Below are 17,214 nucleotides of genomic sequence, written 5' to 3'. Positions count from 1 at the left end.
TTGTTTATCAAGTAAATTTTCAAATCGAGTGTTTTTAAAATGAAAAAAACGTTAGGGGAAAGGCTACCTAACGTTTCATGAGTATATACATTATTCAATCTGCAAATATGGTGCGCTGTAAAAATAATTCACATAGATGCTTTAATCTTTTTTCTTCAATAGGTTTTTCATCAAAGGACATTGGCTTTGAATTCACCTCATAAATTTTCAAGGTTCCATCTGCAGCCTCGCCAATATCAAGTGAAAACTCGCCGAAAAACCCATAATGATTGGTTAATTCTTTTCCTACTTCATTTACAATGGAATGAAATTGGCGATCCAAAGTTTCCGATTGAAAGGATCGATAGGGAAGCAGCCTACCGCCTCTTGGAATATGAGTTGTTACATTATGTGGGGCAGCTTTTCGAACCCCAATGCCAATGATCTCATATCCAGTGTCGTCACTCGCATGGGCAAGAATACGATAGTCATACCTTCTTCCATTAACTTTTGCAGGAATTATTGCTTGCTGGGCAATAAAGCGTTTAGAAAGTAACATTTCACGCTTTCTCCTCCAAAAATGCTGAAAGTTGGAAAAGCTATCCTTTTTATAATAATGACGAGTAGATACTTTTCCGCCATCCAGCATCTTTACGATAAATAATCCATTTCCCTTGAAATTGGCACATGGTTTTAAATATATCGTTTTCCATGTTTGTAGAAAAGCAAGTAATTGCTCGCGTGATTCTACGAAAATAGTTTCTGGTTGCAATGGGCGCAACAATGTATTTTTTTGAAAGAGCTGGTACGTCTCAAATTTGTCTAAAAAATGTGGATTAAACAATGGAATCTGCTGTTCCTTTATAAAAGAAATTGCTTCTTGGAAACGTTTCGTCTTTTCTAATTTCCTACTGGAGACTCGATTAAATACGCAATCCGGGAGTGGAACCTGACCTTGAATCCACTGCTGATTCCGTCGGTCCCAGATAGCACCTGTAATTTGTTCATTTTTTATATTTTCAAAAGGGAGGAGGACAGGGATTGCTTTACATAGGATAATTTTTCTAGCTAAGGACGATAAAAAAGCCTCATTCCCGACGAATTTTCCCATCTCATTATAGTGTACGAGAATTCCAATTAGCGGTCCTAGCCTACCATTTTTCTCACGAACCGAAAAAGTAAGCGAACCTAGTATTGCTTCCTGTTGTTCAATCGGATATTGCTTTGCTCCTAGAAAATAGTTGTTTTTTTTATCGGAATGGAACCAATGATTGGTTTCTTTATTGTAATACAAGATCATGGAAAAACTTCTCTGGTGTACGAATTACTTGTTCTGTTAAATGAACAGCGTAGGAAAGAACTAAACGGTGCGTATACCGTTCATAACGTCGAATTTTTGGATGAGAGAAGATTGCGCGACCTGGTTTAGAATTAGCTTCAAACATCCAAATATTCCCCTTTTCGTCCATTCCGATATCAAAGCCAATTTCTGCTAACACACCATCAAATTGTTTTTCAAGATCTTTACTGAGTCGGATGACTGCGGCGACTAAATGTTTTAATTTCTCTGTTCGAATTTCCTTAACAGGAAAGATCTCTTCTAATGTTAAAACTGAACCACCGGAATATAGATGGGTAGTTGGACTACCGTCCCCTGCCACCTTGCAGCCAATGGCAGTAACTTTCCATTCGCCATCTAATCCTTTGTTTGTATGAATTCGAAAGTCTGCAAAATGATGATTTACTTCCATTAAGGATATACCTTGCTGAATAATGTATTTTTCATGTTCTCCTTTCGAAAAGAGACGCTGGATTATTCCAGGAATGGAGGCAATTTTCATTAGTCGGTTATTCCCTTCTTCGTCACGATAGCGGCAATAATATTTGTTATCGTTCGTTTGTCTGATTTGTAGTACTCCTTTTCCTAAGCTTCCATTGATTGGCTTGACATACACATAGCCAAATTCCTCAAGCATTTGTTTAAGAGAATTAATATTGTGAAAGGGAATCGTTTTTGGTAAGTATTGAGCGGATTCCCTCCTTTTTACTAGCTTTTTATAAATATCTAATTTGTTAAAGAACCCAGGATTGTACCAAGGGATAATATATTCTTCTGCAAGCTTCGATTTCAGTTCTTGAATCATTTGTAAATTTTCCACTTTGCGATTTGGCAATCGGTCATAAATAACGTTTGGAATCGGAACCTCTAGTCGTCGCCATTCTCCTTCGTGGAAAAAAAATCCATCGATCAATCCTTTTTTCCAGTCGATATGTTGAATACCGAAAATAACTGGGAGCACCCCGATACGTTCATAGCCTGAAATCAATTTCGAAAAGGAATAGGACCGATTTCCGATAGGTGATTGTGGATAAGTAGTAAACCCAGCGGTAAATATGCCAATAATAGGGCCGATGAATAGCGTTTGGTCACGTTCGAATAGGTAGAGTTTTAATGGGATGTTCGGAATATGCAATTGATCCTTAAGTGTTTTACTGACCGATATTTTATGTTTGTTAGATGGTTGTGGCTTTGCGATTGTATCAATACATAGAGAGCCAAACGCAACCTCTCGAAAATCCTTTTGTCCGAATTCTTTCGGATAATACAGAATGGATTCTGTTGAATCGATAATTTCAATTGGATAACACTTCGCCATCAATTCTCTCTCCTTTCGAAATGCCCTTCAGTAAATGGATTGCATACTTAATAGGTGCTTCGTAAATAATCTTTTCCATTTCAGGCTTTACGGTTAATAATACATTGCGCCCTGGCTTTGAGTTTACTTCCAGCAGCCAAAGTGCTCCTCTTTTATCAATTCCAATATCCAAACCAATTTCAAATAATGGATGATAATAGTGTTCTAAAGCGGTAGGGATAAGCTGAATTAATTCATTAAGCTCTGCTTGAATAAATTCCTGCTTTTCAGGAGCTACTTCTTCCAGCCAATCTTCAAAAGAATAAGGAATCCCGCCACCTGCTAAATTGGAAATAATGCTTTGCTCTTTCCCAATTCGCATACCTTTTCCACGCTCTATCCACTTTCCATTTTCGTCTTTTTGTAATAATATCCGTATATCAAACGGTTGCTGTTTAGCATTCGTTAGTGACAAAAATGGTTGGGCAAGATAGCTGTAGCTTGCAAGAAGTTGATTTAGCCATTTTTTTGTTTTTTCGCTATCCATTTCTCGTTCGATGATAGTTGTGTTTTTTACGGTTTTTACTAAAATTTGCTTTTCCTTCTTTTGTAAAACGAAAATACCTCTTCCTTGTGAGCCGAATACTGGTTTTAAAAGTAACGATTCCCTCTCGCGTAATAGCTTGAAAACTTCTTGTACGTGTTGAGTTGCCGTCGTCTCGGGTAAGTAAGGAAGAATTTGTGGATTCGTTTTTAAAGTGTCATAGATTGCAAGTTTATTTGGTAAGCCATAGCCGAGAAAGAGGAGATCTGTACGTGTTTTTAACCAATTAATAATCGGTGAATACTGTTTCAGCTCTTGTTCGTTCCGATAAAAACAGCGGTCATAAAGAACGGTTGGAATGGGGAATTCTGCTGATATCCATTCTCCAGACTCGCTGTCAAAAGCTAGCCCAGGCACCGTATCTTTATTTGGTGTAACTGCATCTGGAGTAAAACGATAACAATGGAATCCAGATTTTACTGCATATGCTGCAATTTCATTGATATACTCTAATTCTGATGTGTTATTTATGGAAATAATTCCAAAGGACTGCATGAACATACCTCCTCCATATTCCTTTTCGCCTTTAACAAGGCAAAATTCGAAATCGCCCTTGCAGATGGACGGATAGTGGTAGATGATACCCCGTCATTTTTTGAAGGCTTTGCATTAATTTCAATTAGCTTAATTCCGCCATCCTTCTCTACACCTATATCAATCCCTAGCTCAAAAAAGGAATCCTTTAGCTGGGAATCAACAACGGTGGAAATTGCAATTGCGAGCTCGGTTATTAAACGATAAATAAATCTTGCCTTTTCTTTACCAAATATGGTAGTTAAAACGGTTAATGGTGTTAGTTTCATACCTCCTTGTGCTAAATTAGAAATAAAGCTTCCAGGAGGAGAAAGTCTCGCCGTTGTTGAAGATACTACCCAATTATCTTCTGTATTTAAATGGGTGAGACAGCGAAAATCACAAACACTTTCATCTAATGAAATTAACGAGAGACCAGCTTGGAGCCAATAAGACTTGGTTATCAGCCTTTTTTGTAAAAACTCCCATGCTTTATCGACTGTTGAAAAACATTCTGGTTCAAGAATAGAGGAGTTACCAGATTCAATCGTAACACCATGTTCATTTTTCGTTATTCGATAAATACCTCTACCTTGACTGCCGAAAATAGGCTTTGCAAAAACAGAAAAATGTTCGTTAACTAATTTTTGAAAAGTTCCTTGCTCCAATGGTCCACCAGCAGGAATATAACGTTGTAAATTTGATTCATTTGCCAAAATATCGTACATATCTTTTTTGGATAAAAACAGCTTATTATAAAGTGAAATATGTTTGTCATTTAGTTGCTGGTAAAAGTCTTGGAATTTAGTAGAATAGGATATTTTTCTGGAGTGGATTCTATTATAAAAAAAATGTGCAATCGGAATATCTGCTTGTTGCCAATGGGAATCTTCTAAGTAATAGCCTATACTTTGCAGATTCCTCAATTTTCCCCATGGATAAACAAAAAAGAAACTCCCGTGATTGGCACAATACGCATGTAATTCTTTGCAAAAGCTATCAATGGTAGGGAAGGGGGAGTCTTCATTTTTCCTTTCTTCTGTTACTACACCGATGATTGGACCGATCGTAAGTACTTCGGTTTCTGTACAATACATACAGGAAAGCTTTGATAGCATTTGCTTCATATTTAGGCTATCGAATATATCAGTAGTACATTTTACGATACTGCTTGCATTGTTCACGATTTCAACAGAAGCAAGTACCTCATGATTTCCAAGTTTAATCGTGATTTTATTATTCGAAAAAATTTCCTGATAATGTTCGGGGATAAATAAGGTTGCTTTCTTTTGACATCCGTCCATTTTGCTAGCTGGAGCAATTGCTAGCCAATGATGATTTGTCTGTTTCTCCATACGATTTGCCCCTTACGTATACTAAAGATATAATGTTAAATTATGGGCTTTCAAAAATATCTGGATAAGATGTAATCCATTTTTAATGGAGGGTTTCGAGAAAAAATTGGGCTAAAACCTATAGCACATCATATGTACAGTAGCCCAATAGTGTGCATCTGCTAATAGAAAATATGGAAAGGTCGATAATAGATGGCAAATATAATCATTACAATTTTATTAATGGCAATTATCGGGGCAGTAATAGGTGGGGTAACCAACTCGTTAGCAATAAAAATGCTGTTTCGTCCATACCGGCCAATATATATAGGTAAATGGCGACTTCCCTTTACACCAGGATTAATTCCAAGAAGAAGAGAGGAATTATCCAAGCAAATGGGATTACTTGTAGTGGAGCATTTATTAACTCCAGAAGGTATTAAAAAACGAATCATTGAAGGGAAATTTCATGAGCAGATAACGAAATGGCTAAAAGGAAGCATCCAATCGATCTTACGGTCGGATTACTCGATTCAAGCATTGCTTTTGAAATTTGAAATAACTGACCTACCTTTAAAAATTCATCAGAAAATAAAGGGTTTTATTGGGACAAAATCTGCAAAATGGCTAGAAGATAATTCAAATAATCCTTTAGGGAAAATCCTCCCGTCGTTTCTATGGGAATTTGCAGAAGAAAAAGTACCGGATATAACAAATTATCTTATCGATACAATGAAAAGTTTCATTGAAAGTGATAAAGGAAAAATATTATTACAAAGTCGATTAGATCAATTTCTTCATGGAAAAGGTATGCTCGGTGGGATGTTAAATATGTTCCTTGGCAATACAAGTTTAACAGATAAAATGCAAGTAGAGCTTGTTAAGCTTCTCGGAGATGAACAAAACAAGATAGTCTTAAACAAACTAATCAATGAAGAGCTAGTAAAACTAAAGGAGACAAAATTAGCTACATTATTAGAAAAGGTAGACGAGCAGGAGCTGCTAGAAAAAATCGTGAATAATATATCACCGATGCTAACGGTCAATCAGTGGTTTGAAAAACCAATTTCATCCTTTTCATCGGCTGCTTTAGAAGGGAAGCTTGTGGAGATAACACCGCATCTTGTTTCCCTTGGGATAGAACAATTGATCAGCCAAATTGGAACGATTATGGATAAATTACAAATAGTTGATTTAGTAAAAAATCAAGTCGACTCCTTTTCGACAGAGCGTCTTGAGGAAATGGTACTTGGCATCACGCGTAAAGAGTTGAAAATGATTACCTATTTAGGCGCCTATTTAGGTGGGATTATTGGATTAATCCAAGGGGTTATCGTTTTAATAATAAACTAAACAATAAGCGAGAAGCTATTTATTCAACAGTAAAGTCTTATGAATATATAGAAATCTCCTCACTTCCTCGCAATTTTTTACATAGTTTGGTATAGTGTAGTGAAGTAATAGAAAAGGGAATAATCATTAGAAATTATTGCTAGTAAAGACTATTTGAAATCTTAATTTGTAACTGAAATGAAGGTTGATAATTTTTTGGTTAGAGTTGCGCAGGCTGAATAAACTCCACTTTCCCTAGGGATTCTCCGTGTATTTAGCCTGCTAAGGAATTTATATAATATTGCAACTCATATTTATCTAACATAACATCAATTCAATTGACACATACAATGCTCATATTAAGATTTTAGAAAATAGTTTTTTGTAGATGATTCATGATTAATGAAAATATGGTATACGATCTCCCTTTTTTTAAAAGAATCTGGAGGGATAGAAATGGCTGTTAATGTACAGGATACTGCGTTAGCTTTAGAAAAAATGATTCGTGAGAGTGCGGAGTATAATCAACTAAAAGAAGAATATGCTCGTGTGTTTGAGGAGGAAGCTACAAAAAACCTATTTAACAACTTCCGTAACATCCAACTGCAATTACAAGAAAAACAAATGACTGGACAACCAATTTCTGAAGAGGAAGTACAAGAAGCACAAAAAGTGGTAGCAATTGTTCAACAAAATCCAACGATTGTAAAATTAATGGAAGCAGAACAACGTATGAGTAGTTTAATTGCAGAAGTAAATAAAATTGTTATGCGTCCATTGGAAGAAATGTACAGTACGCAAATGAACTAATCACTTTTTTCATAAAAAGCATAAAAAAGATGAATGGACAATATCCATTCATCTTTTTTGTAATCATTTTCCAATAAGGACCTTAGATTCGTTGTTCTAGAATAACTTTATCGTACATAGGTATTGTTATATAGACATCCGGATATTGCTAAGGAGGAATAATATGCACCGGTTACTTGCGATGAATATTGATGGAACGGTTTTACAATCGAATGGAAAGCTGCAAAAATCGGTTAAAGAAGCGGTGGACTATGTTCAAAATAAAGGGGTTCAAGTTACATTATTTACGTCTCGAAATTTTATTTACGCAAAACGAATTGCTAAAGCACTAAAAATCGATTCATTAATCGTCGCACATCATGGAGCTTTTATCGCTTCATCCGTAGAACAACCACTTTTTGTAAAAAGATTAGAGGAAAATATTGTATATGATCTCGTTCGATTTTTAGAAAGCTTCACTTGTCATATACGAATAGTTCATGAAAAATATTCCGTTAGTAACAAGCCCCTACAGCAAAAAGGCTTAACCGGTAGAGCAGTTATTGATACTACAAGCTTTTCAGTATATAATCATCAATTTGTTCAAAATTTAAGTGAATATGTATTTGGAGAAAATATTGAACCTACCCATATGGAAGTAGTTTTTACGAATAAATTAGAAGCAGAAGAGGCCCAGGTGGCTATCCGTGGGATGTTTTATGAGGTAGATACTTATCAATATGGTAACCAGCTAATCATCCTTCCAAATAGTGTGTCAAAATTATCCGGATTATTGTATGCTGGAGATTATTTCGATATCCCACTTCAAGATATGGTCGCAATTGGTAGTGGAATGGATGATTTGGATGTTATTGAAGCAGTAGGCTTAGGCGTTGCAATGGGAAATGCTCCAACAACAGTAAAGGCTGCAGCCAATTGGGTAACACGTTCGAACAATCAGCATGGAGTGGCGTATATGGTTCGCGAGCACTTTCGAAAGCAACAACCTTTAGATTTCATCGAGAAGCTTAATAGTATGAAATAAAAAAACAAAACAGGGCAAATCGAGAACTGGTTTGCCTGTTTTTCTATTTGTCAATTACCAATTTCCAGTAATTTTTAAATACTTTTTTACAATTATTGATTTTCATGTAAAAAATGATACAATAGTTATTGTTGAAATAATCTTTAGAATACATAAACGTAAGATTAGTAGAATAGGTTTCTCTACTAGGAAAACTGTCCCCTGCTTTGTGATTTTTAGAACAAAGTGATTTATTTCTATTTTTGCCGACTCTTTTTTGAAAGGGTTTTCCAATCGGTATATTTTCCTACTGTTAAGAGAAATTAAAACCAATAAGGGTTACCACTATTTTACCTATTAATTTGCTATAAACAAAAGCGAAGGGAGAAAAAGACATGACAAACGTTTTAGAAGAAGAAAATGTAAATACAGTTGATACTGCCTCCAAAAATGAGCGTGATTTACTTGATCAACTATTACAACCGGAAGTACAAGAGTCGATTACTGCTTTAGTTACACAGCTTCCAAAATTGACAGAGCTAGTGAATATGTTAACGAAATCATATGATGTTGTTCAATCATTGGTAACGGATGACGTGTTAAAAAATGATACGATTGGTGCGGTAAAAGAAATTGCGGTTCCTGTTACAGATTCTGTGAAAAATATTGCGGCAACTATTATTGAAGCAAAAGATAGAGCAGATGAAAGTAATGAAGCAGTAGGAATCTTTGGTTTATTAAAAATGTTAAAAGACCCACAAGCACAAAAGCTATTCCGATTCGTAAATGCTTATTTGCAAGTTGTTGCTGAACGTGGAAATAAATAATCGCAAATAATACGAAAATGGAGGATAAATCATGTCAAAACATATCGTTGTACTAGGTGCAGGTTATGGCGGTTTACTTTCCGCTTTAACTGCTCGAAAATATTTAAATAAAGGACAAGCCGAAATTACGGTTGTCAATAAATATCCAACACATCAAATTATTACAGAGCTTCACCGTTTAGCAGCAGGAAATGTTGCAGAAAATCGAGTGGCATTACCGCTTGCAAAACTATTAAAAGGTAAAGATATTAATCTAGTCGTATCTGCAGTGGAATCCTTTAATGTGGATAATAAAGTAATAAAGCTTTCAAATGGTGATACATTATCCTATGATGCCCTTGTCGTTGGACTTGGAAGCACCACAGCTTATTTTGGAATTCCTGGTCTTGAAGAAAACAGTATGGTACTGAAGTCAGTAGAGGATGCTCTCGCTATCCATCAGCATATTGAAGAACGTATTGCTGCATATGCACAATCGAAAAAGCCTGAAGACGCAAACATTTTAATCGGTGGTGGCGGATTAACTGGTGTTGAATTAGTGGGAGAAATTGCTGATTTATTACCAGGATTAGTGAAAAAATATGGTGTCTCTCGCGATGAAATTAAATTGCAACTTGTAGAAGCAGGTCCGAAAATTTTACCTGTCTTACCGGATGAGTTAATTCAACGCGCGACAGAAAGCCTTGAAAAACGTGGTGTAACGTTCTTAACAGGTCTACCTGTAACAAATGTAGAAGGAAATGTTGTTTCCTTAAAAGATGGTCAACAAGTTATTACAAATACATTTGTGTGGACTGGTGGAGTTCAAGGAAATCCGTTAGTAGGTCAATCTGGTTTAGAAGTAAATCGTGGCCGTGCTACTGTTAATGAATTTTTACAATCCACTTCCCATCCAAATGTATTTGTTGCTGGTGATAGTGCGGTTGCCTTTGGACCAGATGGTCGTCCATATGCTCCAACAGCACAAAATGCTTGGCAAATGGGTGAATGCATCGGTTATAATTTATTTGCATTCCTAGAGGACAAAGTATTTGAAGCATTTAATCCCGTAAATTCTGGAACACTTGCAAGTCTTGGTAGAAAAGATGCAGTTGCAACTGTTGGTGGAAATGAAACGAAATTAAAAGGAATGCCTGCTTCCTTACTTAAAGAAGCAAGTAATATCCGCTACATTTCTCATATTAAAGGCTTATTCAGTCTTGCATATTAAGGAATAATCAAATGATAAAGGAAGAGGCGATGGAAAGATCACCTCTTCCTATTTATTTTGCCTTTGTTACACATGAAATAATATAAGTCTTCCTTCCGGTGATACTAACCGATGTGTTTTTGTTAGCCCATTTTTTTCATTCAAAATTTTTTCAGCTAAATGTTTTGCTTGTGCATCAGTTTCTGCTTCTATGGATTCATCCAATATTTTTTCTCCATTTGCTTCAAATACGGTAAGTTTATAAATTTGCATTTATATTCCTCCTAACGTGAGTGGTAAAGAAATATAGACAATTTGTTATTTCATCTATATATAATAGTTTCGCTAGCTATAGCGATATTCCTGTTAAATAAAAGGGAAAGTTATGAAAATAAATGAAACCATTTTAGACAATTCATCGTATTACTATTTGGCTAGAAAAGTTTTATGAAAATGCAACAAAAAAATTAAGCATGTAGGGGAGAAATGTAATGGTTTTAAAAATTGAACATGTTACTAAGCGATTTGGTAATTTTACTGCCGTAAATGACTTATCCCTTTCCATACCTGAAAACGAGATGTTCGGCTTTCTTGGTGCGAACGGTGCCGGCAAGACGACAACCTTTCGAATGATTTTAGGCTTGTTAGAGGCAACAGAAGGTAAAATTACATGGAATGATGAGAAAATTGATTATTCCACTAGTCCTTATATCGGATATTTACCCGAGGAAAGAGGGTTGTATCCAAAGCTAAAGGTTAGTGAGCAAATTGTATATTTGGCAAGACTAAGAAAGATGAATAAGGTAGATGCATTAATAGAGCTAAATTATTGGTTGGACCGATTTAAAGTACCGGAGTATAAAGAAAAACGTGTAGAAGAATTGTCTAAAGGAAACCAACAAAAGATTCAATTTATAGCGGCTGTTATACATAAGCCGAAATTACTTATTTTAGATGAACCATTTAGTGGTCTTGATCCGTTGAATGTTGAAATGCTAAAGGATGCTGTTAAGGAGCTAAAAGCTGCAGGAACTTCTATAGTATTTTCCAGTCACCGGATGGAACATGTTGAGGAGTTATGTGAACATTTATGCATCATGCATCATGGAAGCCCAGTTGTGCATGGCTCGTTAAGGGAAATTAAACGTTCCTTCGGTAAAAAGAACTTAATCGTCAATGCCGATTTTGACCTCACCTTCTTAAAAGAATTTCCAGGTGTTACAAAAACGAAAACAACGAGCGAAGGGGTCACATTGCAAATAGAAGGTGAGCATGTTGCGGAGAGCATCTTAAATAAGATAGCAGGAAAAGGATTTATCCGGAAATTTGTGCTCGATGAACCTTCTTTAAATGATATATTCATTGAGAAAGTAGGTGCAGAGTATGAATAATTTTTGGGTGGTTCTTTCCCATACGTATTTAAGTAAAATAAAAACGAAACAATTTATTATCTCGACTTTAATTACGCTAGCACTAATTTTAGTTATGGCAAATATTACGAATATCATTGATTTTTTCCAAAGTGATGAAGATGTAAAGGAAACCGTTGCAGTACTAGATGAAACGAATGAATTATCTGATACATTTAAAGTAACAATCGGCGCGATTAATGAAGATATTGAGATTATAAGTAGTACCGTGTCCGAGGACGAGTTGAAAAAAGATGTGCTCGAAGGAGAATTAGATGCATATGTGCTACTACAATATGATGGGAATAACTTACCGAAGGCTACCTACTATTCGGAAACATTAAGTAATTCTTCTCTTTCACAAAATATTGAGATGGCTCTGCAGCAATTAAAAATGTCGCTTGCAGCTAATCAGCTACAGTTAACGCCAGATCAACTAACACTCCTTAATGACCCGGTGGAATTTGAGCAAGTGGCGATTGGCGATAATGTTAAATCAGAGGAAGAATTAAATCAAGCACGTGGATTGGTTTATGTTTTATTATTTGTAATCTATTTCTCTGTTATCATGTATGCAACGATGATTGCGACAGAGGTAGCTACAGAAAAATCCTCCCGTGTAATGGAAATATTAATTTCAAGTGTTCATCCTGTAGCACAAATGTTTGCGAAAATATTTGGTGTTGCACTTGTCGGTTTAACACAGTTAGTCATCTGGTTAGGCGGAGGATATATTGCGCTACGTCAAAATATGGACGAAATGACCGGTGGATTTTTCTCCTTCTTTGGCTTTGGCAATACATCCATTTCTACTATTGTTTATGCAGTTGTATTTTTCTTGCTAGGATTTCTACTTTATGCAACAATGGCTGCATTCCTTGGTTCTCTAGTAAGTCGTATCGAAGATGTAAACCAAGTGATTCAACCGATGATTTGGTTAATTGTTATTGGATTCATGCTTGCAATGACAGGATTAGGTACTCCTGATGCAACCTATGTCACCATTTCGTCCTATATACCGGTCTTTACACCGATGATTATGTTTATGCGTGTCGGTTTGCTTGAATTACCAATTTGGGAACCGGTTCTTGGCATTGCCGTGTTAATTCTTACCATTATCGTTCTTGCGATTTTTGGTGCGAGAGTGTATAAAGGTGGCGTATTAATGTATGGTAATTCTAGTGCATTAAAAGATATTAAAAAAGCATTACAGCTAACGAAAAATAAATAATGATTGCTTAAATAGACACACATCGGTTGTGTCTATTTTTTTTGTAATGAATTAACGCTTGAAAAAATTAGTAAGAACAATTAAAAGAACGTGCATTCGTATTTTTCAGATGGTAAAATAGAAATACTTACCAGTCACGTTTAGAGAGGATTGTTATTATGAAAGGAATTTCATTTATTCATTGTGCGGATTTACATTTGGACAGTCCGTTTGTTGGTTTAAAATCGATTCCGAACAATATATTTCAACAAATACAACAATCTACCTTTCAAGCATTTCGAAACATTGTAGATTTTGCTATAGAAAGGCAAGTCGATTTTATAATCATCGCGGGAGATCTATATGATGGAGAGGATCGGAGCATCCGTGCGCAAATTTTATTTCGAAATGAAATGGAGCGGCTGGAGAAAGAAGGAATTCCTGTATTTATCGTACACGGAAACCATGACCATTTAAATGGTAGTTGGACAGAGCTACAAATGCCAAAATCGGTTGTTACGTTCGGAGAAAACGTGGAAATGAAGGCCCTACAAACGAAACGTGGGGAATCAGTACATCTATATGGATTCAGCTACAAGCAAAAGCATGTGAGTGAACGAATGATTGAGCACTATCAAAAGGTCGATGGTGCAGATTATCATATTGGGATACTTCATGGACATGATAGTCAAAATCCAAATCATTATAGCTATGCTCCATTTAAAATAAGTGAGCTGTTAGAAAAGAATTTTGATTATTGGGCACTGGGACATATTCATAAACGAGCAATACTTTATGAAAATCCAATGATTATTTATCCCGGAAATATTCAAGGTCGTCATAAAAAAGAAAATGGTGAAAAGGGTTTTTATTCCATTTCATTAAATGGGACAAATTGTGTGGCAAAATTTATTCCTGCTGCATCTGTTGTATGGGAAACATGTGCCCTTCCTAATAAGCAAATTAATAGCTTTGATGAATTATATCAGGCATGTATGCAAGTAAAAAATGAAATAAGTGCTCCAAATAAAAAAGTATTGCTTGCAATAACAATAGATGAACAATTAATTGCCCCGAATGTAAGAGATTGGCTCTATTCGGAAGAGTTTCTCTCCCTTTTACAGGAAGGAGAAAATCAAGAAGGTTCATTTGTATGGATTTACGAATTAACGATAAAAGAAGCAGCTATGGGTGATCAAGTGCGTATCGAGGATTCCTTTTTTACAGAGATTGAAGCAATAATCGAGAATCTAACAGATATTGGTGTCCCATTAGCACCTCTTTATAGCAATCCAAAAACGAAAAAATATATTCAAGATTTAACGCTTGAAGACGAATGGAATATTAAACGAAGTGCACGGGCGATTATTCAACAGTTACTAAAAGGATAGAGAGGAGGGAAGCAAATGCGGATTAAAGAAATTTATATTTATGGCTATGGGAAATTTGAACAATACCATTTAGCCAATATCCAAGATCTACAAGTGATTTATGGTGAAAATGAAGCTGGAAAATCGACGATTATGTCTTTTATTCAAAGTGTTTTATTCGGTTTTCCACTAAAGCAACAAAATGAGCTACGTTATGAACCAAAAGGGCATTCGAAGTATGGTGGCCAGGTTGTGTTGGAAACAGAAGCTTATGGAATTGTTCAAGTTGAACGAGTAAAAGGGAAGGCTACTGGAGATGTATCGGTCTTACTAGCAGATGGAACCCGTGGTGGAGAGGAATTGCTACAGAAAATTATCGGAACTTTAGATAAGGCGACGTATCAAGCAATTTATTCTTTCAACATTCATGGGCTACAAAATGTCCATAAATTAAAAGGGGAAGACTTAAGTCGATTTTTATATTCTGCGAGTGCCATTGGGTCTGAAAAATTAATGGAAGCAGAAAATCAGCTAGAGAAGGAAATGGAAAAACGATTTAAACCGAGTGGCTCAAGGCCAGATTTGAATGTACAATTGGCGAAGCTAAAACAAACAGAAGCAAAGCTAAATGAAGCAAAAACAAAAATAAGTGCGTATGATTCTTTGAAGACAACGCTCGTAGAAAAACTGGCAAAGATAAAGAACATGCGAGAGGATATTCACCAGATAAATAAAGAAATGGTAGAGAAAAAGGAATGGAATCGTCTCTTCCCAATTATTAAAGAAAAAGAACAACTACTTGAACAGCGCCGAGCGATTGGGGATGTTGCTTTTCCAAAAGACGGTATTATGCATTATGAACAGTTGGAAAATGAATTATTATCGATCGAAAATAAACTACCACCATTACTTCAAAAGGAAGAATTACTAACAAATGAAATCCATTCGCTTGATTTAAATGAAGCATTCCTAAAGGAAAAAGAAAGCATTCAACTAATAATCGACGACCTTCCATCATATCAGCAGGCAATTGCGCAGGAAGTAACATTATCGAATCAAATCGAGCAGTTACAAAATGAAAGTAGCCAAATAACTTCAAAGCTAGCATTCACTGAACCATTAGAAATGATAGAGCAGTACAATTTAAATTTTGCAATGAAAGATCATATTCGACAATTAACTATAAAAAAAGAGCATTTCCTGCAAAAGAAAAAGGAATTAGAAGAACGAGAACGGATGATTCAACAAAAACGTCAGGAATTAGCGAATTTTATCCAGCAGCTGCAAGCGCAGCAATTAACAACAGATGAACGTCAAAGGTTTAAAATAGTTCTTCAATCAGAGCAGGAGAGCATGCTGTTGAAAAGAGAGCTAGCTTGGATATCTGAACAGATTAGTACATTGGAGCAGACGAATGATAAGCGCTCGAAAAATTCTAGTAAAAAAGTAATGACAGGTACTTGGACTAGTTTGATTGTTTTTCTTATATTAGGAATGGTTGTCGCAGCAATAGGCTACTGGCAATTAGCACTAGGTTTTTGTATTCCATCTATAATATTTTTCCTATACCTTAACCAATCCAAAGCAAATAAATCAAAACAAGAATTGTTCATGCAATTAAAGACAAAACAAGCAATAATAACAGAACAGCTCGGAAAATCTCCATCGACACAAGCTGAACTCGCAATAGCTAAGCAAAAGCTTGAACATGATGCCTATATTCAAAATCAGTTAGATGTGGAAAATATTAAATTACAACAGCTAGAACAGCAATTTGAGGAAATTATACGGGCATTCGAGGTTTGGGAAAAGGATTGGAATCGCTTGGAAGCGGAAATGATTCAAATTGGCAAAAGCTTTTCTCTATCCGAAAGAATGGCAACCAATTATTTATTGGAGGCATTTCAATGGTTAGAGTCATTGAAGGAATTATGGATGAAGAAAACAAGTGCACTAAGCCAGCTCGCAACTGTTCAAACAAGCATAAAAGAAAAAACAAAGAAGCTTGCAGACATCCAAAAAGTACTTCCAATAAATGGAGGGAATTACCAGGAGCAAGTGCTTCATTTGAAACAGCAGCTTTCCATTCAATTAGGAAAAAATCAAGATATTAGAGAAAAAACAGCGATATTACAAGCTATAACGGAGCAAATTCACCAACTACAAGTAGAAAAACAAGCAATTAAAGAACGAATTTCGCAGTTATTCCAACAAGCAAATGTTGAAACGAAGGAACAGTTTTATCTGCAAGGAGAAAAAGCAATGCAGGCAGAGGAACTACAGCGCCACCTTTCGAGCATTACTACTGAGCTTATCCGTGCTGGATGGAATATGCAGGAAACAAATCAGCCTTTCTACACGGAATCGGTCTTTCAAGAACTAGAAGCGAAAAAACAGGAAATTTCTAAGGAAATTGATTTGCTAGAAAGTGAATGTGCATCCATTAAGCATGAAATAGAGCTATTGGAGGACGGAGGAAGCTATACAGAGCTTTTACATACATACTACCAAGAAAAATATGAGTTCAATGAAATGGCGAAAGAGTGGAGTAAATATAGTACTGCCAAATATATTTTACAAGAGAGTATAAAGAAATATAAGTTTGAGAAGTTACCAAAGCTTTTACAGCAAGCATCTCGATATTTTACAATTATTGCGAATGGACAATATAGACGAGTATACACCGATCCGCTACGAGATGAGCTTTTCGTTGAACGCAAGGATGGTATTATATTTCAGCCAAATGAACTAAGTCAAGCAACTCAAGAGCAATTGTATATTAGTATTCGCTTTGCATTGGCAGTAGTGATGAATATGAAAACAAACTATCCTTTATTAATTGATGACGGATTTGTTCATTTTGATAAATTCCGTCTTCAACAAATGCTAGAGGTTTTAAAAGAAATAGAGAAAGACCAACAAATTATTTTATTTACTTGCCACCAATCATTACGAGATTATTTTGAAGAGAAATCAATTGTTTCGTTGAAATAAGCTT

The 17,214-nt window shown here is 35.7% G+C and carries 14 protein-coding genes; 9 read left to right on the top strand and 5 right to left on the bottom strand.

From position 1 onward, the window contains the following. Positions 1-94: 94 nt before the first annotated feature. Genes OEV98_RS03020 through OEV98_RS03005 form a run of 4 tightly spaced genes read right to left on the bottom strand, consistent with a single transcriptional unit; the run spans position 95 to position 5,087 of the window. Complete coding sequence (locus OEV98_RS03020) at positions 95-1,279, bottom strand: YheC/YheD family endospore coat-associated protein (protein WP_263071720.1); 1,185 nt, start codon at positions 1,277-1,279, stop codon at positions 95-97. Beyond that, on the bottom strand, positions 1,260-2,636 hold the full coding sequence (locus OEV98_RS03015) for a YheC/YheD family endospore coat-associated protein (protein ID WP_263071719.1): 1,377 nt from the start codon (positions 2,634-2,636) through the stop codon (positions 1,260-1,262). The genes OEV98_RS03020 and OEV98_RS03015 overlap by 20 nt, the downstream gene beginning before the upstream one ends. After that, on the bottom strand, positions 2,614-3,714 hold the full coding sequence (locus tag OEV98_RS03010; RefSeq protein WP_263071718.1) for a YheC/YheD family endospore coat-associated protein: 1,101 nt from the start codon (positions 3,712-3,714) through the stop codon (positions 2,614-2,616). The genes OEV98_RS03015 and OEV98_RS03010 overlap by 23 nt, the downstream gene beginning before the upstream one ends. Further along, on the bottom strand, positions 3,687-5,087 hold the full coding sequence (locus OEV98_RS03005) for a YheC/YheD family endospore coat-associated protein (RefSeq protein WP_263071717.1): 1,401 nt from the start codon (positions 5,085-5,087) through the stop codon (positions 3,687-3,689). Before OEV98_RS03005 ends, OEV98_RS03010 begins: the two co-directional genes overlap by 28 nt. A 192-nt stretch (positions 5,088-5,279) precedes the next feature. Here OEV98_RS03005 and OEV98_RS03000 point away from each other — a divergent pair, with 192 nt between their 5' ends. The 5 genes from OEV98_RS03000 (at position 5,280) to OEV98_RS02980 (ending at position 10,248) form a co-directional block, all read left to right on the top strand. Further along, on the top strand, positions 5,280-6,419 hold the full coding sequence (locus OEV98_RS03000; RefSeq protein ID WP_263071716.1) for a DUF445 domain-containing protein: 1,140 nt from the start codon (positions 5,280-5,282) through the stop codon (positions 6,417-6,419). Positions 6,420-6,854: 435 nt separating this feature from the next. Further along, positions 6,855-7,208: a YlbF family regulator gene (locus tag OEV98_RS02995; RefSeq protein ID WP_263071715.1), complete on the top strand. Its 354-nt coding sequence runs from the start codon at positions 6,855-6,857 to the stop codon at positions 7,206-7,208. Between the two features lie 163 nt (positions 7,209-7,371). Continuing rightward, complete coding sequence (locus OEV98_RS02990) at positions 7,372-8,232, top strand: HAD-IIB family hydrolase (RefSeq protein WP_263071714.1); 861 nt, start codon at positions 7,372-7,374, stop codon at positions 8,230-8,232. A 374-nt stretch (positions 8,233-8,606) separates the two neighbouring features. Next, entirely contained in the window at positions 8,607-9,038 is a 432-nt protein-coding gene (locus tag OEV98_RS02985; RefSeq protein ID WP_263071713.1) for a DUF1641 domain-containing protein, read from the top strand. Between the two features lie 31 nt (positions 9,039-9,069). After that, a complete protein-coding gene (locus tag OEV98_RS02980) occupies positions 9,070-10,248 on the top strand; it encodes an NAD(P)/FAD-dependent oxidoreductase (protein ID WP_263071712.1) in 1,179 nt (392 codons plus the stop codon). A gap of 66 nt (positions 10,249-10,314) precedes the next feature. Here OEV98_RS02980 and OEV98_RS02975 read toward each other — a convergent pair whose 3' ends face one another. Next, entirely contained in the window at positions 10,315-10,500 is a 186-nt protein-coding gene (locus tag OEV98_RS02975) for a YhzD family protein (RefSeq protein WP_263071711.1), read from the bottom strand. Between the two features lie 218 nt (positions 10,501-10,718). Here OEV98_RS02975 and OEV98_RS02970 point away from each other — a divergent pair, with 218 nt between their 5' ends. From OEV98_RS02970 to OEV98_RS02955, 4 genes are all read left to right on the top strand, one after another. Further along, positions 10,719-11,618, top strand: a complete 900-nt coding sequence (locus tag OEV98_RS02970; RefSeq protein ID WP_263071710.1) for an ABC transporter ATP-binding protein — start codon at positions 10,719-10,721, stop codon at positions 11,616-11,618. Continuing rightward, complete coding sequence (locus OEV98_RS02965) at positions 11,611-12,867, top strand: ABC transporter permease (RefSeq protein ID WP_263071709.1); 1,257 nt, start codon at positions 11,611-11,613, stop codon at positions 12,865-12,867. The genes OEV98_RS02970 and OEV98_RS02965 overlap by 8 nt, the downstream gene beginning before the upstream one ends. A 158-nt stretch (positions 12,868-13,025) precedes the next feature. Beyond that, positions 13,026-14,237 (top strand): metallophosphoesterase family protein, encoded by a 1,212-nt coding sequence (locus OEV98_RS02960; RefSeq protein ID WP_263071708.1) that lies wholly within the window; start codon positions 13,026-13,028, stop codon positions 14,235-14,237. 15 nt (positions 14,238-14,252) lie between these two features. Continuing rightward, positions 14,253-17,210, top strand: coding sequence for an ATP-binding protein (locus OEV98_RS02955; RefSeq protein WP_263071707.1), 2,958 nt, complete (start codon positions 14,253-14,255; stop codon positions 17,208-17,210). Positions 17,211-17,214 lie beyond the last annotated feature (4 nt).

It is taken from the genome of Perspicuibacillus lycopersici, from assembly GCF_025660475.1.
Taxonomy (GTDB): domain Bacteria; phylum Bacillota; class Bacilli; order Bacillales; family Caldibacillaceae; genus Perspicuibacillus; species Perspicuibacillus lycopersici.
This window is presented reverse-complemented; position numbering and strand designations above follow the sequence as displayed.